Here is an 18,149-nt window from a genome sequence, read left to right on the forward strand (position 1 = left end):
TACATCTTTGGGGAGCGGCTCAAGCCCTCTTCCTCAGCCTGTGTGACAGGCCGGGTTCCCTCAAAAACATCATTGCGCCCCGGCGTATGCCGGTCTCCTGTTTTGAGAAACTGCAAATTCCGGCTTAGTGTAAGCATTTCCGGATGGAAATAGTACGGAAAACTCAAATTTTTTCTAGCGTGTCGCGTAATCTTCCCAGTCGGTAACTGTGTCTTTTCCAAATAGGGGTCGGCGTGCTAGAGATTCGTCTCCTTGCCTCCCAATTTTCTGCGCAAAAACAAAAACAAAAGCGCCCCGTTCTTGCGAACGAGGCGTTTTATCTGGCGCAGCGGCAGGGGCTCTCCTACACCTGCGCAGGCCGCGGAATCGCTTGCAAGCGATTCCCTTCTCGCCCCGCCGGGAGCCGCGCAGGCGGCTCCCTCCACTCCGCTGGTTTTTGCTGCGCAAAAACAAAAACGCCCCGTTCTTTCGAACGAGGCGTTTTATCTGGCGGAGCGGACGGGGCTCGAACCCGCGACCCCCGGCGTGACAGGCCGGTATTCTAACCAACTGAACTACCGCTCCTAAACTGGTGCCGACTGCAAGATGCTGGTGGGCGCTGAGAGGCTCGAACTCCCGACCTAAGCCTTGTAAGGGCTCCGCTCTACCAACTGAGCTAAGCGCCCGGCAACCTTAACAGTCTCGTTGCTCTCTTACCGCTGCAACGAAAGAACATTATTTTATAGCATCTTTTAATGCTTTGCCAGCTTTAAATTTAGGAACCTTGGACGCCTTGATCTTGAGGGCCGCTCCGGTCTGGGGATTGCGTCCAGTCCGGGCCGCACGCTTGCCAACGGCGAAGGTGCCGAAACCCACCAGGGTCACGGTACCGTTCTTTTTCAGCGTGGTCTTGACTGCCCCAATGAATGCGTCCACTGCACGTCCAGCCGCTGCCTTGGAAATATCCGCTGCGCCGGCAATGTGTTCTATCAGTTCGCCTTTATTCACTTACGCCCCTCGAACAAGTATTTGATCTGTTTGAATTCAAACGACATCGCCCGGGCTCCGACATATCGCGACCGAGCCCTGCTGCCCGTCGATTGCCTTACGGAAAAATTCCGTAGCGGCTATTAAACAAGCCGCATCCCCAGGTGTCAAGCGGGCTTCCGGGATTGTCGCGATTTTCAGTGAGGATCCTTACCTTCATCCCAGCAGGCAGGAACCTGAATCATCAAGCAAACGAGCATAAAAAAAAGCGCCTCTCATGAGGCGCTTTTGACAAACCGCTGTGCAGTAGGCTACCTGCACAGCCAGTCCGACATGTCAGACATTTCAGTGCTTGACGACCGGATCGGTCTTGTCTTCCTTGGCGGCAACCGCCGTGTCGACGATGGCCTCATCTTCACTCAGCGGCACCGGCTGACGTTCCAGGGCAACTTCCAGCACCTTGTCGATCCAACGTACCGGGATGATTTCCAGCTTGTTCTTCACGTTGTCGGGAATCTCGGCCAGATCCTTCACGTTCTGCTCCGGAATCAGCACGGTCTTGATGCCACCACGGTGCGCAGCCAGCAGCTTTTCCTTCAGGCCGCCGATCGGCAATACTTCGCCGCGCAAGGTGATTTCACCGGTCATCGCCACGTCCGCACGTACAGGAATACCGCTGAAGATCGAGACCAACGCTGTCGTCATCGCGATACCGGCAGACGGACCGTCCTTGGGCGTCGCACCTTCCGGCACGTGGATGTGGATGTCGCTCTTCTCGAACACTTCGCTCTTGATGCCCAGCTTGCGAGCACGGCTGCGAACCACGGTGCGAGCGGCTTCGATCGATTCCTTCATGACATCGCCCAGGGTACCGGTGCGGATGATCTGGCCCTTGCCGGGCATGTTCACCGCCTCAATGGTCAAGAGGTCGCCACCCACTTCGGTCCAGGCCAGGCCGACCACCTGGCCGATCTGGTTTTCCTTCTCGGCGATGCCGAAGTCGAAGCGACGCACGCCCAGGAACTTGTCCAGGTTACGCGAGGTGACGGTGACCTTCTTCTCCTGCTTCTTCAGCAGCAGCATCTTCACGACCTTGCGGCAGATCTTCGAGACTTCGCGTTCCAACGAGCGCACACCAGCCTCGCGGGTGTAGTAGCGGATGATGTCGCGGATGGCCGATTCGGCCACGCTGATCTCGCCTTCCTTCAGGCCGTTGTTCTTGATCTGCTTGGGCAGCAGGTAACGCTGCGCAATGCTGGTCTTTTCATCTTCGGTGTAACCGGACAGGCGAATCACTTCCATCCGGTCCAGCAGTGCCGGCGGGATGTTGAACGAGTTCGAGGTCGCCACGAACATCACATCCGACAGGTCGAAGTCGACTTCGATGTAATGGTCGGAGAAGGTGTGGTTCTGTTCCGGATCCAGCACTTCCAGCAAGGCCGACGACGGATCGCCACGGAAATCCATGCCCAGCTTGTCGATCTCGTCGAGCAGGAACAGCGGATTGCGCACGCCGACCTTGGACAGGCTCTGCAGGATCTTGCCCGGCATGGAACCGATGTAGGTACGACGGTGACCACGAATCTCGGCTTCGTCACGCACACCGCCCAGTGCCATGCGCACGAACTTGCGATTCGTGGCGCGGGCAATCGACTGGCCCAGCGAGGTCTTGCCAACGCCCGGGGGACCGACGAAGCACAGGATCGGCGCCTTCAGCTTGTCCACGCGCTGCTGGACGGCGAGATATTCCAGGATGCGTTCCTTGACCTTCTCCAGGCCATAGTGGTCGCCTTCCAGCACCTTCTCGGCATTGGTCAAATCGTTATTGACCTTGGACTTCTTCTTCCAGGGCAGCGCGACCAGGGTGTCGATGTAGTTGCGCACCACGGTGGCTTCGGCCGACATGGGCGACATCAGCTTGAGCTTCTTCAGCTCGGACTGCGCCTTTTCCAGGGCTTCCTTGGGCATCTTGGCGGCCAGGATCTTCTTTTCCAGCTCTTCCAGATCGGCACCGTCTTCGCCTTCGCCCAGTTCCTTCTGGATGGCCTTGACCTGTTCGTTCAGGTAGTACTCGCGCTGCGACTTTTCCATCTGGCGCTTGACGCGGCCACGGATGCGCTTTTCCACCTGCAGGATATCCAGTTCGCCTTCCAGCTGGCCGAGCAGGTGCTCGTAGCGCTTGGCGACGTTGAAGATTTCCAGGATGACCTGCTTCTGCTCCAGCTTCAGCGGGAGGTGCGCGGCAATGGTGTCGGCCAGGCGACCGGCATCATCGATGCCGGACAGCGAGGTCAGGATTTCCGGCGGGATCTTCTTGTTCAGCTTCACGTACTGGTCGAACTGTTGCACGATGGTACGGCGCATGGCTTCGACTTCCGCCTCGTCACCCTGCTCGGATTCCACCGGGGTCAGGTCGGCGACGAAATGGGTTTCCAGTTCGCTGATGTAATGGATGCGTGCACGCTGAGCACCTTCGACCAACACCTTCACGGTGCCATCGGGCAGCTTCAGCATCTGCAGGATATTGGCCACACAACCGATTTCATAGATGTCCTCGGCCGAAGGTTCATCCTTGGCGGCAGCCTTCTGGGCCGCCAGCATGATGCTCTTGCCTTGCTCCATGGCCGCTTCCAGCGCCTTGATCGACTTCGGGCGGCCGACGAAGAGCGGGATCACCATATGCGGGAAGACAACCACATCCCGTAAGGGCAACAGCGGCAATTGCGATTGTTCTGTGAGTATAGGAGTCGTCATGGCGGGCCTTATCAATAAGTACTGTGAATGATGTTGGCACGAGTGACCAAAACACAAGTCCGGCAGACTAAATATTCGCCGGTTGCGCGTTGTCATGATCGCAACAAAATAAAAAAGCCACACACGAAGCTAGCTCCGGGTGGCTTTTCGATGGAAGCCAGTGTATGTGCGCCGGTTTATTTTACCGTGTTTGCGGTGACCGGACTTCGGGGTGGCTTCTTGCTACGGTGTGGCCAGCCCCAAAGACCTCCGGGGCCGCACCACACTTTACTGCTCAGGCCTGTTGCAGCCCGGGCGATCAGCCGCCCGAGACCTTTGGCTGGTCGTGGTAGATCAACAGCGGCTTGGCACCATTGGTGATGGTGTTTTCATCCACGACGACCTTGGCCACGTTCTGCTCGCTGGGCAATTCATACATGACATCCAGCAGGGCGTGTTCCAGGATGGAGCGCAGACCACGGGCGCCGGTCTTGCGTGCCAGGGCTTTCTTGGCGATGGCGTGCATGGCGGCCGGACGGATTTCCAGCTCAGCGCCTTCCATCTGCAACAGCTTGGCGTATTGCTTGATCAGCGCGTTCTTGGGCTCGACCAGGATCTGGATCAGTGCTTCCTCGTCCAGCTCGTTGAGCGTGGCGATCACAGGCAGACGACCGACCAGTTCCGGAATCAGGCCGAACTTGACCAGGTCTTCCGGCTCCGCGTTCAGGAGCACTTCGGAATTGCTCTTCTGGGTCTGGCTCTTCACGCTGGCCGAGAAACCGATGCCGCTCTTCTCGGAGCGATCCGAGATGATCTTGGCCAGACCGTCGAAGGCGCCACCGCAGATGAACATGATGTTGGTCGTATCGATCTGCACGAAGTCCTGGTTCGGATGCTTGCGACCACCTTGCGGCGGCACCGAAGCCATGGTGCCTTCGATCAGTTTCAGCAGCGCCTGCTGCACGCCTTCGCCGGACACGTCACGGGTGATCGACGGGTTGTCCGACTTGCGGGAAATCTTGTCGATCTCGTCGATGTAGACGATGCCCTTCTGGGCTTTCTCGACTTCGTAATTGCAGTTCTGAAGCAGCTTCTGGATGATGTTCTCGACGTCCTCGCCGACGTAGCCGGCTTCAGTCAGCGTGGTCGCATCAGCGATCACGAAGGGGACATTGAGCATGCGCGCCAGGGTCTGCGCCAGCAAGGTCTTGCCGGAGCCGGTGGGGCCGACCAGCAGGATGTTGCTCTTGGCCAGCTCGACATCATCCTTCTTGCCGAGGTGCTTCAGGCGCTTGTAGTGGTTGTACACCGCCACCGACAGGATGCGCTTGGCAGTAGCCTGTCCGATCACATACTGGTCCAGCAGGTCGGTGATTTCCTGTGGCGTGGGCAGATCCGACTTGGCGCCGGCTACGCTTTCCACGCTGGCAGCTTCATCACGGATGATGTCGTTGCACAGGTCGATGCATTCGTCGCAGATGAAGACCGAAGGACCCGCGATGAGCTTTTTGACTTCATGCTGGCTCTTGCCGCAGAAGGAGCAGTAAAGCAGTTTTTCGCCGCTGGAGGATTTTTTCTCAGACATAGAGCTACTAGGATAGAAGTTACGACCCGATCATACCCGCGAAATCCGGATTCGTCACGGCTTGGTCATTTAAGCTGCCCCTTATTGCTTCAGAGGACTGCCGTATGACCGTTATATGTCAGCGAGAGTGCCATTTATCAAGCAAACAGAAGCAGAAAACCCGCTCTGTGCCAAATTCGTCAAAATTTGATAAAAAAAATGCCCGAACATGTTCCGTTCGGGCATTTTTTGCGGCCTTGCACTGAAGCAAGAAGATGCAGATCAAGCGCGCTCGGTCAGCACCTTATCGATCAGGCCATATTCCACGGCGGCGTCAGCCGACATGAAGTTGTCGCGATCGGTGTCCTTGCTGATCTGTTCGACGCTACGGCCGGTCTTGTCAGCGAGGATGCTGTTGAGGCGCTCGCGCAGGTACAGGATTTCACGTGCCTGGATCTCGATATCCGACGCCTGGCCCTGGGCGCCGCCCAGAGGCTGGTGGATCATGATGCGAGAGTTCGGCAGCGAGAAACGCTTGCCCTTGGCGCCAGCGGCCAGCAGGAAAGCGCCCATGGAGGCAGCCAGACCCGTGCACAAGGTCGACACCTGCGGCTTGATGAACTGCATGGTGTCGAAGATCGCCATGCCGGCCGAAACCGAACCGCCAGGCGAGTTGATGTACAGGGAAATGTCCTTGTCCGGGTTTTCGCTTTCCAGGAACAGCAGCTGGGCCACGATCAGGTTGGCCATCGCATCATTGACCGGTCCGACCAGGAAAATGATGCGTTCCTTCAGCAGGCGCGAATAGATGTCGTAGGCACGTTCGCCACGACCGCTCTGTTCGATCACCATCGGCACCATGCCGAGCATTTGCGTATCCAATGCAGATTGCTTCATCAGACCTGTCATGTATGCATCCTTAAGCGTAAGAGTTTTCTGATACTACTAGAGAAAACCGGATTACGCTTGCGCCTGATTACCCATCAGTTCGTCGAACGAAACCGGCTTTTCCGAGACCTTGGCTTTGCCGAGAACGTAGTTGACGACGTTTTCTTCCAAAACAAGGGCTTCGACTTCAGCCAGGCGACGACGGTCGGAGAAGTAGTACTTCAGCACTTGTTGCGGGTCTTCGTAGCTCTGGGCGAAGTCTTCGATCTGGGCCTTGACCTGTTCTTCGGTGGCTTCCAGCTTGTTCTGCTTGACCACTTCAGCCAGGATCAGACCCAGGCGCACGCGACGCTCGGCCTGGGCAGTGAACAACTCCTTGGGCAGTTGCATGACCTTCGGATCCATGCCGCGCTGGGCCATGTCCTGACGTGCCATTTCGGACAGGCGCTCGACGTCCTGGTCGATCAGGGCAGTCGGCACGTCCAGCTCGGAAGCCTTGATCAGGGCGTTCATCACGCTGTCCTTGGTCTTGGCCTTGGTGCGGGCAGTGACTTCGCGCTCCAGGTTCTTCTTGATGTCTTCGCGCATCTTGGTCAGATCGCCGTCTTCGATGCCCAGGGATTGGGCGAAGACTGCGTCGACTTCAGGCATGTGCGCCCACTCGATCTGCTTGACGGTGATGGTGAACTCGGCGGTCTTGCCGGCCACGTCCTTGCCGTGATAGTCCTCGGGGAAAGCCAGCGGGAAGGTCTTGGATTCGCCGACCTTCAGGCCGATGGTCGCGGCTTCGAATTCCGGCAGCATACGGCCTTCGCCCAAGACGAACGGGAAGGCATCAGCCTTGCCGCCCTGGAATTCCACGCCGTCGATCTTGCCGACGAAGTCCACGGTCACGCGGTCGCCATTCTGGGCCGACTGGTCGGCACCACCGTCGCCGTGCGCGCCTTGCTCGCCCTTGACGTGGTAGTGCACGCGCTGCTTGCGCAGGATGTCGATGGTCTTGTCGATTTCGGCGTCGGAGACGGCAGCGGTGGTCTTTTCGACTTCAGCGCCGGTCAGGTCGCCCAGGACCACTTCCGGATAGACTTCGAAAGTGGCGTCGAAGGCCAGCTTGCCTTCGCCGGCTTCTTCGCTGGTCTTGGGTTCGATGCGCGGGAAACCTGCCACGCGCAGGTTGTTCTCGACGGCGGCGTCGTTGAATGCGCGGCCAACCTTGTCGTTCAGGACTTCGGTTTCGACCTGGTAGCCGAACTGGGCGGCAACCATCTTCATCGGCACTTTACCCGGACGGAAACCCGGCGCCTTGGCGGTACGGGCGCGCACCTTCAGGCGCTTTTCCACTTCAGCCTGAACATCGGCCAGCGGGAAAGACAGGGTCATACGACGTTCGAGTTTGCTCAGGGTTTCGACTGCAGTTGCCATTTAAATCGTCCAAATGTTAAGAATTCCGTAAGCCGGAGCATTCCTGCTGTGTCCCAATCGAATGACTGCAGACGACAAGCGCCCTGCCCGGCCGCGCTAAAGCTCGCTATTTTATACGCAAAAAGCGCCGATAGTCCAAAAATGGGCTTGCCACCCTGCAAACAGAGGGAAAACCGGGGCACAGCCCGTCTGGCCAGCCTGCAGGCGGGCAACGATGCAGCCGACCGTACCCGCTCGCGCTGCCGCTGCGCCCATCTATAAAGAATTTAGTGAATTTTTTCTATTTCAACGGAATCGGGGTGGACGGCGACACCGGCACGGCCGTCACGGCGTTCATCGGACTGCCATCGATGAGCTTGTCCGAATAGGTCAGATAGACCAGCGTATTGCGCTTGGCATCAACCACCCGCACCACGTGCAGCCGCTTGAAGAGGATGGACATGCGCTCGCTGAAGACGTCTTCCTGTACCGGCAGCTTGTCCTGGAACTGCACGTTGGGAGCCACCTGGCGGCAAGCGATGGAGGCCTCGGACTTGTCTTCCGCCAGTCCCACCGTTCCCTTCACGCCACCGGTGCGGGCGCGTGAGACATAGCAGGTCACGCCGACCACCTTCGGGTCGTCATAGGCCTCGATAACCACGCGGTCATTCTTGCCCAGCCAGCGGAAAGCCGTGCTGACGTCGGCCAGCTCTTCCGCCGAAGTCGGCGGAACAACAGCAACAGCGAGAAGAGCCGCGGAAAAGGCCACCCCAGCCCGCAGGCATACTTGAAGATTCATATGAAATGATGAAAAGCCGAATAAGTTAAAGGAAGGTTCTGCAAATAGACCGACAAAGCCGAGCATTGTTCAGCTCGGCCACTCCGCGACACAGCTTTGCATCGCCTTCGCCATCCAGACGCCGTGCCTTGCCTCATTCCTCGATCTTCTGAAAGCGCGGCACCTGCTTGCCCTCCACCTCCACCATCTCGAAGAACACCTCGCGCGGGCGCAGCCACAAGCGCCCATCCGCCGCACGATAAATGATCATGGGCGTCAGATCAGCTTCCAGAATGGCCTCATCGACATATTCGTAAATGCCGCCCTTGTAATGACGATAGCGTGTCATGCAAACCCCGGTCCGTGATAAGCCAGCCGGCATGGTACTACCGATGGATTCACAGCAGAAAATGTCCGCGCAGAAAAACGCAGACAGCTGCAACGGCTTGCAGTACAATGGCGCGCTTTGACAAAATGCTACCTGCATCGGTAGCGGCAAATCTGCGGCAAACCTGCTTCCAGACTGCTATCGCGCCGATGCCCGACACCTTCAGCGAGGATGGCGAAATTGGTAGACGCACCAGGTTTAGGTCCTGACGCCAGCAATGGTGTGGGGGTTCGAGTCCCCCTCCTCGCACCAGAATCACGCAGCGCCACCATCGGCCCGACACGACAGGATCACCATCCCGTCGGGCAGGCCGATCGTGTCCCCAACACCCCCGCAAGCAGATAGCGCAGCCCCGCTGCCGTATCACTTCACCGCACTGTTTCCCCCATCCGCAAACAGCGCCGCGCCCGTCACGAAACTGGACATCGGACTGACCAGGAACAGTGCCGCTGCAGCGATCTCTTCCGGTTGCGCGATCCGCTTCATCGCATGCAGGCCGGCAGCCCACTGCTTCTGCTCCGGGCTGCCGCCCATGTCGGTATCGACGCCACCAGGCAGCAAGGCATTGGCCCGTATCCCCTGCACCGCATAGTCGGCCGCAATGCCCTTGACCAGCCCCATCAGCCCGGCCTTTGCCGTGCCATAGGCCGCCATGCCGGCAATGCCTGCGCTGGTCCCCACAAAGCTGGAGGTGAACACGATGGCGCCCCCACCACGCGCCAGCATGGCCGGGATCTGGCTGCGCGCGCCGAGGTAGGCAGCGGTGAGATTGGCATGCAGGGTATGTTGCCATTCGTCCGGGGTGATCTCCGCAAGCGGCTTGAGCGCTCCCAGTGCCCCTGCATTGTTGACGGCGATGTCCAGCCCGCCGAACTCCTTCATGGCCAGCTCCACGCACTGCTGGTGGGTCGCGGGCTGCCCGACGTCTCCTGCCAGCAAGCCAGCCTTGCCGCCGCTACTGCTGATGGTGGCCGCAAGCTGCTCCAGGCCTTCCCGGTTCCTCGCATTCAGGATCACCGACGCGCCCTGCGCGGCCAATAGCAAGGCAGTCGCCCTGCCGATCCCGGCTGACGCTCCAGTGACGAGCGCGACCTTTCCTTCCAGTAGAGCCATGGTGTTTCTCCTTCTGTTGTCATCGGAGACCGCACTCTATGGGGCTTGCCGCTCGGCGCCACTCGATTTCTTGCTATCGAAATCGACCGGCCGACCGGCTAAGCCACATCACCCCCATAGCTGCTACAATCCGCGCCTTTGCGGGGCGCGCGTCCGTTTGAGATCGCCCACCGTCCAGCCCCAACCTCCGAGGATCTCCCATGCCTACCCAGGAAGAATTCGACGCACTCAAGCAAAGCCACAATGCGCTGCTGAACAAGTTCATCGAGAACAACACCGCCGACCAGATCCTGTTCTCCACCCTCTTCACGGCCGCAGCCGTGCTGTCCAAGGATGGCAAGCAGTTCACCGAAGGCGCCATGGGCATCGCCCGCTCGCTGGCCGCGCAACTCAATGCCGGTGGCACCATGCCCAAGGCCCTGCTGGAGACCGTGGAAACCCGCATCGCCACCATCGAGGCGCTGCTCAAGGACAAGTTCGACTGAGCCGCCACTCTGAGCTCGCCCCCCTCATGGCCGTCGACCATTACGAGAACTTCCCCGTGGCCTCGCTGCTGCTGCCGGCGCACCTGCGCCCGGCGGTGGGGGCGATCTATGCCTTCGCCCGCAGCGCCGACGATATCGCCGATGAAGGCGATGCCGAACCGGCGCAGCGGCTGGCGGCCCTGCAGGCCTACGAAGCACAACTGGATCTGATCGCCCCCGGCAGCCGCTGCACCACGCCGATCTTCCAGCGCCTGCAGCAGACCATCGTCGACCATGCGCTGCCGCTGCAGCCGTTCCGTGACCTGCTCTCGGCCTTCCGCCAGGATGTGGTGACCACCCGCTACGCCCGCTACGGAGACTTGCTGGATTACTGCCGCCGCTCCGCCAATCCGGTCGGCACGCTAATGCTTCACCTCTACGGCGCAGCAACTGAAGAGAACCTGCGCGATTCGGATGCCATCTGCAGTGCCCTGCAATTGATCAATTTCTGGCAAGACGTGGCCATCGATTGGGAAAAGCAGCGCATCTACCTCCCCCTGGAAGACCTGGCGCGCTTCGGCGTGAGCCCGCAGGACATTGCCGACGGCTGTAGCGCACCACGCTGGCAGCAACTCATGCAGTTCGAGATCATACGCGCACGCAACCTGATGCTGTCCGGCGCACCGCTGGCGCGCCGACTGCCGGGGCGCATCGGGCTGGAACTGCGCATGGTGGTGCAAGGCGGCCTGCGCATCCTGGAGCGCATCGAACGCGTGCAGGGGGATATCTTCAGACAGCGCCCCAGGCTGGGCAAACGCGACTGGCTGATCGTCGGCTGGCGCGGGCTGACCAGATAGCTGCGGCCGGACATGAAAAAGCCCCACAACGCGGGGCCTGTGGGGCTCGGCATCCACACCCGTAGAGGGTGTGCAACAACGACTATCGATTCAGACCAGCAGCGCTGCCGTCAAGGTACGGATCTGCTCTTCCGAATCATCCAGCATCTCGCGCAGCGATTGATCGCCGATGTAGTCATCCACCAGGTTTTCGCCGCCGATGCCGGCTTCGGCCACGGCCGCGCGCTGCAGGGGTGAGGGCACCGGCGAGAGCTCCTTGGCCAGCAGCAGCACGTCGCCGATGGTCTGCGGCGGCAAGACGCGTACGCCATGCCACAGCGATTCGATGGCATCCACCACCGGCTGCGGCACGCCCAGCTTCTTGAGCACGGCGCGGCCGATCATCTTTTCGCCGTATTCCATCCAGTCCTCGGTACCGCCGTCGAGCAGGCCCGGATAATCATCGGTCCGCGACAACAGGTAAAAGCCCCCGACCTCGTGCACGATGCCGGCAAACATCGCCGTCTCCGGGTCAGCCTTGGTCAGCTTGGAGGTCAGCACATAGGCAGTGGCGGCCACATGGGCGCAGTGCTCCCACAGCTGCGCGGACTTGATGCGCATGCCCGGGTTATTGATGGTACGGCCCAGCTGGCGCACGATCACCGAGGTGGTGATGGTATTGAGGGTACGGAACCCCAGGCGCATCACCGCCGCACGCACGTTGTTGATTTCCCCGCCGGAACGGTTGTAGGCCGCCGAATTGGCGATGGCCACCGTCCGTGCCGACACCAGCGGCTCGGCCATGACCAGCTTGGCCGCCAGCTCCAGGTGGCAATCGGGGTCGGCCAGGGCCTTCTGCAGCTTGATCGACGCGCTGACGTTGGCCGGGAACACCAGCTCCCCCCGTCCGGCCTGCGAGGCGATATTACGAAAGATTTCCAGTCTGTCCATGATGTCTCCAGCCTCCTGTACGTCGTCCAGTCCCGCTCGGGGTGACTTTTGCTGCGCCGCAGCTGTGATGCCGTTGCGGCGGGCGGTGCTTCCTGTCCATTATCGGCAAAATTCATCCGGATTTGATGTTATGTGAATTTATTTTCCGGATGACATCGGCTTGAGCTTAAAGGACAACGTCAGGCGCCGCAACACATGCCCAATGAGCAAAGCCCGATTTGCCCTGCCGGGCGCACTCGGCTAGCATAGCGCCTTTGCCGCAACCGGCCTCAATGGCGCGTTTGCGGCCCGCATCAACCGCAGCCACGCATCCATGTCTCCAGACGAATACTGCCAGCAGAAGGCCGCCGCCAGCGGTTCCAGTTTCTATTACAGCTTCCTGTTCCTGCCGCCGCAACGCCGGCTGGCGATCACGGCGCTGTATGCCTTTTGCCGCGAAGTCGACGATACCGTCGATGAAATCGAAGATCCCATGGTGGCGCGCACCAAGCTGATGTGGTGGCGCAAGGAAATCGCCGCCATGCTGGAAGGCCAGCCCACCCACCCGGTGACCAAGGCCCTGCATCCCCACGTGGCCACCTACCAGCTCAAGGGCGAGCACCTGCAGGCCATCATCGATGGCATGGAAATGGACCTCGACCAGAGCCGCTACCTCGACTATCCCGGCCTGCAGCGCTATTGCTGGCACGTGGCCGGCGTGGTGGGTGTGCTCTCGGCCAGCATCTTCGGCCACACCCAGCCCGGCACCCTGCTCTTCGCCGAAAAACTGGGGCTGGCCTTCCAGCTCACCAATATCATCCGCGACGTCGGCGAAGATGGCCGCAAGGGCCGCATCTACCTGCCGGTCAACGAACTGCAGCAATTCAACGTCACCGCCGCCGACATCCTCAACGCCCGCCACAGTGAGCGTTTCGAGGCGCTCATGAAATTCCAGGTGGAACGTGCCCAGGCGGTCTACGACGAAGCCTTCGCCCTGCTGCCCAAAGAAGACCGGCGCACCCAGCGGCCCGGCCTGATGATGGCCGCCATCTACCGCACCCTGCTCGACGAGATCACCCGCGATGGCTATCACGTGCTCAACCAGCGCATCTCGCTCACCCCCATCCGCAAGCTGTGGCTGGCCTGGAAGACCTATGTCTTCGGCTGATCGCCGCGCTACGCCGGCATGAGCGACGCCCCGCGCCACTACGCCGTGATCGGTGCCGGCTGGGCCGGTTGCGCCGCTGCCGTGGCGCTGTCCGCCGGTGGGCACCGGGTCAGCCTGTTCGAAGCTGCCCGCACCCTGGGTGGCCGGGCGCGCCGCCTCGAACTCGATGGCCGTACCCTGGATAACGGCCAGCACATCCTGCTGGGCGCCTACCGCGCCACCCTGGCCCTGATGAAGCAGGTCGGCGTCGATCCGGCCACGGCCCTGCTGCGCCTCCCCCTGCAGATGCGCTACCCGCTGGCCAACCAGGCCGACGGCATGGACTTCGTCGCACCACGCCTGCCCGCGCCCTGGCATGTGGTCGTGGCCCTGCTGCGCGCCAAGGGGCTGACGCGCGAGGACAAGATGGCCTTGGCCCGCTTTTCCACCACGGCACGCTGGATGGGCTGGCAATTGCACGAGGATTGCAGCGTGGCGGACCTGCTGCAGCGTTTCGACCAGACTGACCGCGTCACCCGCCTGATGTGGCGCCCGCTGTGCATCGCCGCCCTGAATACGCCCCCCGAACGGGCTTCGGCGCAGGTATTCATGAACGTGCTGCGCGATAGCCTGGGCGCGCGCCGTGCCGCTTCCGACATGCTGATCCCGCGCTGGGACCTGGGCGCCCTGCTGCCCGACGCCACCGAAGCCTACCTGGCCCGCCACGGTGGGCTGGTGCGACCGGGCGTGGCGGTCACGCGCCTGCTGACGGGCAGCGAGCCAGGCAGCTGGCGTCTGGAAGACCGCCTGGGCGAAAGCCTCGGCGAATTCTCCGGCGTGGTACTGGCCACCGGCCCCGAGGCAGCCGCGCAACTGCTGGAGGGCCTGCACGATACCCACCTGCTGCAAGCCCTGGAGCATGAACCCATCACCACCTGCTATCTGCAGTATGGCGAGCAGGTGCGCCTGCCCGCGCCCTTCCTGGCCTTGCTGGACGCGCCGGAGCGCCAGGCCTGGGGTCAGTTCGTCTTCGACCGTGGGCAACTGGGCGGCGACCCGGGTCTGCTGGCCGTGGTGGTCAGTGCCGCCGGCCAGGCCATCGCCGACGGTCATGCCACCCTGACGATGGGCATCACCCGCCAATTGGCGCAAGACTTCAGCCAGCCGGCCCTGGCCACGCCCCAATGGAGCAAGGTCATCACCGAAAAGCGCGCCACCTTCGCCTGTACCCCCGGACTGCAACGGCCCGACAACACCGCCATGCCAGCCGGGCTGGCGCTGGCCGGCGACTACGTGGCCGGCGACTATCCCGCCACGCTGGAAGGCGCGGTGCGTAGCGGCGGCGCAGCGGCCCGGCTGCTGGTGGGCTAGACCGCCCGCAGCGGCTGGCCGTCCCTAAAATTTTCATGGATGACGGCAAAGGGATTCACCCTATCCATGCCGGCGATGCACTACGATAGCGGTCCATCTGCATTACGCATCAGCAGTCCCGATTCCGGTTCGTGTCTGCACCACCATCGCCCGGCGGCGCCAAGCCGCGTTGAATAAATTACGGAGAAAACAATATGCCGGTCATGACCTGTATCGAAGACTTCCGCCTGCTGGCCAAGAAACGTGTCCCCAAGGCCTTCTACGACTACGCCGACAGCGGCTCCTATACCGAGAGCACCTATCGCGCCAACACCAAGGACCTGGCCTCGCTCAAGCTGCGCCAGCGCGTGGCCATCAATGTCGACGAACGCAGCACCCGCACCACCATGATCGGCCACGATGTCAGCATGCCCGTGGCCATCGCCCCTACCGGTCTGACCGGCATGCAGTGGGCCAACGGCGAGATGCTGGGCGCGATCGCGGCCGAGAAGTTCGGCATCCCCTTCACCCTGTCCACCATGAGCATCTGCTCCATCGAGGACGTGGCCAGCGTCACCACCAAGCCGTTCTGGTTCCAGCTCTACGTGATGCGCGACCGTGGCTTCGTGAAGTCGCTGATCGATCGCGCCAAGGCTGCCAAGTGCTCGGCACTGGTGCTCACGCTGGACCTGCAGATCCTCGGCCAGCGCCACAAGGACCTCAAGAACGGCATGTCGGTCCCGCCCAAGCTGACCCTGGAAACCCTGCTCGACCTGGCCAGCAAGCCCGGCTGGGCGCTGCGTGCGCTGGGCGGCCGCAAGACCTTCGGCAACCTGGCCGGCCACATCAAGGGCGGTGAAGGCGCCGGCGGCGTGCAGACCCTCTCCAAGTGGACCGCCAGCCAGTTCGACCCCACCCTGAACTGGGACGACGTGGCCTGGATCAAGGAGCAATGGGGCGGCAAGCTGATTCTCAAGGGCATCCTCGACGTGGAAGATGCCAAGCTGGCCGTGCAGACCGGAGCCGACGCCATCGTCGTCTCCAACCACGGTGGCCGCCAGCTGGATGGCGCGATGTCCTCCATCGAAGCCCTGCCGGCCATCGCCGAAGCTGTGGGTGACCAGATCGAAGTCTGGTTCGACGGCGGCATCCGTTCCGGCCAGGACGTGCTCAAGGCGGTGGCCTTGGGCGCGCGCGGCACCATGATCGGCCGTGCCTTCCTCTACAGCCTGGGCGCCATGGGCGGCGACGGCGTCTCGCAGATGCTGGAAATCATGCGCAAGGAGCTCGATGTCAGCATGGCCCTCACCGGCACCAAGGACATCAAGGATGTCGGCCCGCAGATCCTGATCCGCTAAAGCCCCCATCCCATCAAGAAAACGTCCCGGTCCACCGCAAGGTGGCCGGGACGTTTTTTTGACTCTGCGGGATCAGCCTGCGGCTACTGGCGCGGCTTTTCGTTCAGGGCATCGATCACGCCCTCCTGGCCGTAGCGTCGGGCCAGGTCCATGGCGGTGAGACCGTCCTTGTTCTTCAGCGTCAGATCGGCGCCATTGTCACGCAGCACCTCGACTGCCGCCACCCGTCCGCGCATGGCGGCGAGCATCACCGGCGTCATCTTGTCGTCGGGCGATTCGGCATCCACGTAGGCCGAGGCATCCAGCAAGAGCTTGACGATCTCCGAGCTGCCGTTGATGGCCGCATAGTGCAACGCCGTCCAACCCGGACGATTGACTTCCACCTCGCGCGAAAGCAACAGCTTGACCACCGGTATGTTGCCGTAGAAGGAGGCCAGCATCAGCGGCGTGTCGCCATTGGTGGCCTGGGCCTCCAGGTTGACGTCCGGGGCATTGACCAGCACCTCGAAAGCCTTCATCGAGTCTTCGCGGATGGACAGCATCAGGCCGGTGTAGCCGCGCTTGGGCTCGATCAGGTTGGGGCCCATGCCACGCTGCATCAGTTGCTTGAGGAAGTACACGTTATCCATGCGGATGGCCTGGAAGTATTCTTCATAGGCACCCGCACGGGCCGCGCCCGGCAACAACAGCGAGGTGTAGAGCACGATGCGGCCCAGCCCGCGCCAGCGGGAACGCAGCTTTTCCAGCAAGGTCATGGTGTGATTCCGAACAGCTTGAAGAAATTGTCAGAGGTCTGGCGTGCCACCTCGGCCACCGGGATGCCGCGCAGGTCGGCGATGAATTCGCCGACGTGACGCACATAGCCGGGCTCGTTGGTCTTGCCGCGAAACGGCACCGGTGCCAGGTAGGGCGAATCGGTCTCGATGAGCATGCGCTCCAGCGGAATGGTGCGCGCCACCTGTTGCAGGTCCTTGGCGGACTTGAAGGTGACGATGCCCGAAAACGAGATATAGAAACCCAGCGCGATGGCCGCATCGGCCACTTCCTGCGATTCCGTGAAGCAATGCATGACCCCCGCCGCTCCACCGGCCGCCGGGCTGGCGCCTTCTTCGCGCAGGATGCGGATGGTGTCCTCGGACGCCGAACGGGTATGGATGATCAGCGGCTTGCCCGTGGCGCGCGAGGCGCGGATATGGGTGCGAAAGCGCTCGCGCTGCCATTCCAGGTCACCCTGCAGGCGGTAGTAATCCAGCCCGGTCTCGCCGATGGCGACGATGCGCGGATGGTCGGCCAGCGCCACCAGCTGCTCCACCGAGGGCTCCGGCGTGTCTTCGTAGTCCGGATGCACGCCCACCGAGGCGTAGACGTTGGGATACTGCTCGGCCAGGGCCAATACCTGCGGGAAATCAGGCAGGTCCACCGACACGCACAGGGCGTGGCTGACCTGGTTTTCGGCCATCTTGCCGAAGATCTCCGGCAAGCGCGCCGCCAGGTCGGGAAAATTGATGTGGCAATGGGAATCGATATACATGGCCGCTATTGTAAAGCGATGCCGACAGCCTGTCGCCCCTGAGCGCGGCGCGCTTACCTTTGGTTACAGCCGCGCCGGCGTGTCCGGCGCCCGCCCTCAGCGCGCCACCGGGCGCTTGGCCAGCTTGCGCTGCAGGGTGCGGCGGTGCATGTTCAGCGCCCGCGCGGTGGAAGAGACATTGCCCTCATGCTCGGCCAGCACACGCTGGATGTGTTCCCACTCCAGTCTTTCCAGCGACAGCGGCGACGCCTCTTCCATCGGCGGCACCGGTTCGTCGGTGCGCTCGCCGCCACTGGCATGGTTCAGCGCCGAGAGGATGGAATCGACATTGGCCGGCTTGGCCAGGTAGTTGTCGGCGCCCGACTTGATCGCCTGCACCGTGGTGGCGATGCTGGCGTAGCCAGTCAACACCAGCAGGCGGGCCTCAGGCAAGGCCTGACGCAGCGGCGACACCCACTGCAGGCCGGAATCCTTTTCCAGCTGCAGGTCGATGGTGGCGTAGTCGAAGCGTTCACGACGCGCCGCTTCCAGCGCCTCCTCGCCACTGTGCGCCACGGTCGGGCGGAAACCCCGACGCGCCAGCGACCTGGCCAGGGTACTGGCAAAGACATCGTTATCGTCGAGGATCAGAAAAGCTGCACTCATCAAAAAGCCTGCAATATAAGAAACATCACATCAGTCGATCAAGACAGGAAACAAAAA

17 protein-coding genes and 3 tRNA genes are annotated in these 18,149 nt (G+C 61.5%); 6 read left to right on the forward strand and 14 right to left on the reverse strand.

The annotated features are described in order from the left end of the window. Positions 1-487: 487 nt before the first annotated feature. From HWE04_RS04100 to HWE04_RS04140, 9 genes are all read right to left on the reverse strand, one after another. Positions 488-564, reverse strand: a tRNA-Asp gene (locus HWE04_RS04100). Positions 565-589: 25 nt separating this feature from the next. Beyond that, positions 590-665: transfer RNA gene (locus HWE04_RS04105), tRNA-Val, on the reverse strand. 49 nt (positions 666-714) lie between these two features. After that, positions 715-987 (reverse strand): HU family DNA-binding protein, encoded by a 273-nt coding sequence (locus HWE04_RS04110; protein ID WP_006463919.1) that lies wholly within the window; start codon positions 985-987, stop codon positions 715-717. Between the two features lie 324 nt (positions 988-1,311). Further along, on the reverse strand, positions 1,312-3,720 hold the full coding sequence (gene lon / locus HWE04_RS04115; RefSeq protein ID WP_241811599.1) for an endopeptidase La: 2,409 nt from the start codon (positions 3,718-3,720) through the stop codon (positions 1,312-1,314). 298 nt (positions 3,721-4,018) lie between these two features. Further along, positions 4,019-5,284 (reverse strand): ATP-dependent Clp protease ATP-binding subunit ClpX, encoded by a 1,266-nt coding sequence (gene clpX, locus HWE04_RS04120; protein ID WP_006463921.1) that lies wholly within the window; start codon positions 5,282-5,284, stop codon positions 4,019-4,021. Between the two features lie 261 nt (positions 5,285-5,545). Next, positions 5,546-6,172 (reverse strand): ATP-dependent Clp endopeptidase proteolytic subunit ClpP, encoded by a 627-nt coding sequence (gene clpP / locus HWE04_RS04125; protein ID WP_006463922.1) that lies wholly within the window; start codon positions 6,170-6,172, stop codon positions 5,546-5,548. A gap of 51 nt (positions 6,173-6,223) precedes the next feature. Next, the gene (tig, locus tag HWE04_RS04130) at positions 6,224-7,573 is read right to left on the reverse strand and encodes a trigger factor (protein WP_006463923.1); all 1,350 of its coding nucleotides are present in this window, start codon (positions 7,571-7,573) and stop codon (positions 6,224-6,226) included. A 280-nt stretch (positions 7,574-7,853) separates the two neighbouring features. Beyond that, a complete protein-coding gene (locus HWE04_RS04135; protein ID WP_241811600.1) occupies positions 7,854-8,351 on the reverse strand; it encodes a CreA family protein in 498 nt (165 codons plus the stop codon). Between the two features lie 133 nt (positions 8,352-8,484). Continuing rightward, positions 8,485-8,679: a DUF1653 domain-containing protein gene (locus tag HWE04_RS04140; RefSeq protein ID WP_006463925.1), complete on the reverse strand. Its 195-nt coding sequence runs from the start codon at positions 8,677-8,679 to the stop codon at positions 8,485-8,487. Positions 8,680-8,883: 204 nt separating this feature from the next. Between HWE04_RS04140 and HWE04_RS04145 the strand changes: the two genes are divergently transcribed. Then, positions 8,884-8,970, forward strand: a tRNA-Leu gene (locus HWE04_RS04145). Positions 8,971-9,081: 111 nt separating this feature from the next. On the opposite strand, the gene HWE04_RS04150 is transcribed toward HWE04_RS04145, so the two are convergent. After that, entirely contained in the window at positions 9,082-9,831 is a 750-nt protein-coding gene (locus HWE04_RS04150; RefSeq protein WP_241811601.1) for an SDR family oxidoreductase, read from the reverse strand. Positions 9,832-10,031: 200 nt separating this feature from the next. Between HWE04_RS04150 and HWE04_RS04155 the strand changes: the two genes are divergently transcribed. Together HWE04_RS04155 and hpnC are read left to right on the forward strand one after the other, a co-directional pair. Beyond that, positions 10,032-10,316 carry a hypothetical protein gene (locus HWE04_RS04155; protein ID WP_006463927.1) on the forward strand — a complete coding sequence of 95 codons (285 nt, stop codon included), beginning with the start codon at positions 10,032-10,034 and terminating at the stop codon, positions 10,314-10,316. 26 nt (positions 10,317-10,342) lie between these two features. Continuing rightward, positions 10,343-11,152, forward strand: coding sequence for a squalene synthase HpnC (gene hpnC, locus HWE04_RS04160; RefSeq protein ID WP_241811602.1), 810 nt, complete (start codon positions 10,343-10,345; stop codon positions 11,150-11,152). Between the two features lie 90 nt (positions 11,153-11,242). Here the strand turns inward: hpnC and HWE04_RS04165 are convergent, their stop codons facing one another. Then, positions 11,243-12,082, reverse strand: coding sequence for an HDOD domain-containing protein (locus HWE04_RS04165; RefSeq protein WP_077236870.1), 840 nt, complete (start codon positions 12,080-12,082; stop codon positions 11,243-11,245). A gap of 313 nt (positions 12,083-12,395) precedes the next feature. Between HWE04_RS04165 and hpnD the strand changes: the two genes are divergently transcribed. From hpnD to HWE04_RS04180, 3 genes are all read left to right on the forward strand, one after another. Continuing rightward, entirely contained in the window at positions 12,396-13,229 is an 834-nt protein-coding gene (gene hpnD, locus HWE04_RS04170; protein ID WP_241811603.1) for a presqualene diphosphate synthase HpnD, read from the forward strand. Positions 13,230-13,247: 18 nt separating this feature from the next. Continuing rightward, positions 13,248-14,579: a hydroxysqualene dehydroxylase HpnE gene (gene hpnE, locus HWE04_RS04175; RefSeq protein ID WP_241811604.1), complete on the forward strand. Its 1,332-nt coding sequence runs from the start codon at positions 13,248-13,250 to the stop codon at positions 14,577-14,579. Between the two features lie 194 nt (positions 14,580-14,773). Next, positions 14,774-15,916, forward strand: a complete 1,143-nt coding sequence (locus HWE04_RS04180; RefSeq protein ID WP_006712961.1) for an alpha-hydroxy acid oxidase — start codon at positions 14,774-14,776, stop codon at positions 15,914-15,916. A gap of 83 nt (positions 15,917-15,999) precedes the next feature. Here the strand turns inward: HWE04_RS04180 and HWE04_RS04185 are convergent, their stop codons facing one another. The 3 genes from HWE04_RS04185 to HWE04_RS04195 all read right to left on the reverse strand — a co-directional run bounded on the left by HWE04_RS04185 (position 16,000) and on the right by HWE04_RS04195 (position 18,092). Beyond that, positions 16,000-16,671, reverse strand: coding sequence for an ankyrin repeat domain-containing protein (locus HWE04_RS04185; protein ID WP_006712964.1), 672 nt, complete (start codon positions 16,669-16,671; stop codon positions 16,000-16,002). Next, positions 16,668-17,447, reverse strand: a complete 780-nt coding sequence (locus HWE04_RS04190; RefSeq protein WP_241811605.1) for a TatD family hydrolase — start codon at positions 17,445-17,447, stop codon at positions 16,668-16,670. The genes HWE04_RS04185 and HWE04_RS04190 overlap by 4 nt, the downstream gene beginning before the upstream one ends. A gap of 96 nt (positions 17,448-17,543) precedes the next feature. After that, the gene (locus HWE04_RS04195; protein WP_006712968.1) at positions 17,544-18,092 is read right to left on the reverse strand and encodes a response regulator transcription factor; all 549 of its coding nucleotides are present in this window, start codon (positions 18,090-18,092) and stop codon (positions 17,544-17,546) included. Between the last annotated feature and the right edge of the window lie 57 nt (positions 18,093-18,149).

The organism is Herbaspirillum sp. C7C2, from assembly GCF_022627865.1.
GTDB classification, from domain to species: Bacteria; Pseudomonadota; Gammaproteobacteria; order Burkholderiales; family Burkholderiaceae_D; genus Herbaspirillum; species Herbaspirillum frisingense.

Coding starts and splice junctions, on each gene's coding strand:
- HWE04_RS04185 (WP_006712964.1), bottom strand. CDS start 16,671: ATGACCTTGCTGGAAAAGCTGCGTTCCCGCTGGCGCGGGCTGGGCCGC.
- hpnE (WP_241811604.1), top strand. CDS start 13,248: ATGAGCGACGCCCCGCGCCACTACGCCGTGATCGGTGCCGGCTGGGCC.
- clpP (WP_006463922.1), bottom strand. CDS start 6,172: ATGACAGGTCTGATGAAGCAATCTGCATTGGATACGCAAATGCTCGGC.
- HWE04_RS04150 (WP_241811601.1), bottom strand. CDS start 9,831: ATGGCTCTACTGGAAGGAAAGGTCGCGCTCGTCACTGGAGCGTCAGCC.
- HWE04_RS04165 (WP_077236870.1), bottom strand. CDS start 12,082: ATGGACAGACTGGAAATCTTTCGTAATATCGCCTCGCAGGCCGGACGG.
- HWE04_RS04135 (WP_241811600.1), bottom strand. CDS start 8,351: ATGAATCTTCAAGTATGCCTGCGGGCTGGGGTGGCCTTTTCCGCGGCT.
- HWE04_RS04180 (WP_006712961.1), top strand. CDS start 14,774: ATGCCGGTCATGACCTGTATCGAAGACTTCCGCCTGCTGGCCAAGAAA.
- hpnC (WP_241811602.1), top strand. CDS start 10,343: ATGGCCGTCGACCATTACGAGAACTTCCCCGTGGCCTCGCTGCTGCTG.
- HWE04_RS04155 (WP_006463927.1), top strand. CDS start 10,032: ATGCCTACCCAGGAAGAATTCGACGCACTCAAGCAAAGCCACAATGCG.
- clpX (WP_006463921.1), bottom strand. CDS start 5,284: ATGTCTGAGAAAAAATCCTCCAGCGGCGAAAAACTGCTTTACTGCTCC.
- HWE04_RS04190 (WP_241811605.1), bottom strand. CDS start 17,447: ATGTATATCGATTCCCATTGCCACATCAATTTTCCCGACCTGGCGGCG.
- HWE04_RS04195 (WP_006712968.1), bottom strand. CDS start 18,092: ATGAGTGCAGCTTTTCTGATCCTCGACGATAACGATGTCTTTGCCAGT.
- lon (WP_241811599.1), bottom strand. CDS start 3,720: ATGACGACTCCTATACTCACAGAACAATCGCAATTGCCGCTGTTGCCC.
- tig (WP_006463923.1), bottom strand. CDS start 7,573: ATGGCAACTGCAGTCGAAACCCTGAGCAAACTCGAACGTCGTATGACC.
- hpnD (WP_241811603.1), top strand. CDS start 12,396: ATGTCTCCAGACGAATACTGCCAGCAGAAGGCCGCCGCCAGCGGTTCC.
- HWE04_RS04140 (WP_006463925.1), bottom strand. CDS start 8,679: ATGACACGCTATCGTCATTACAAGGGCGGCATTTACGAATATGTCGAT.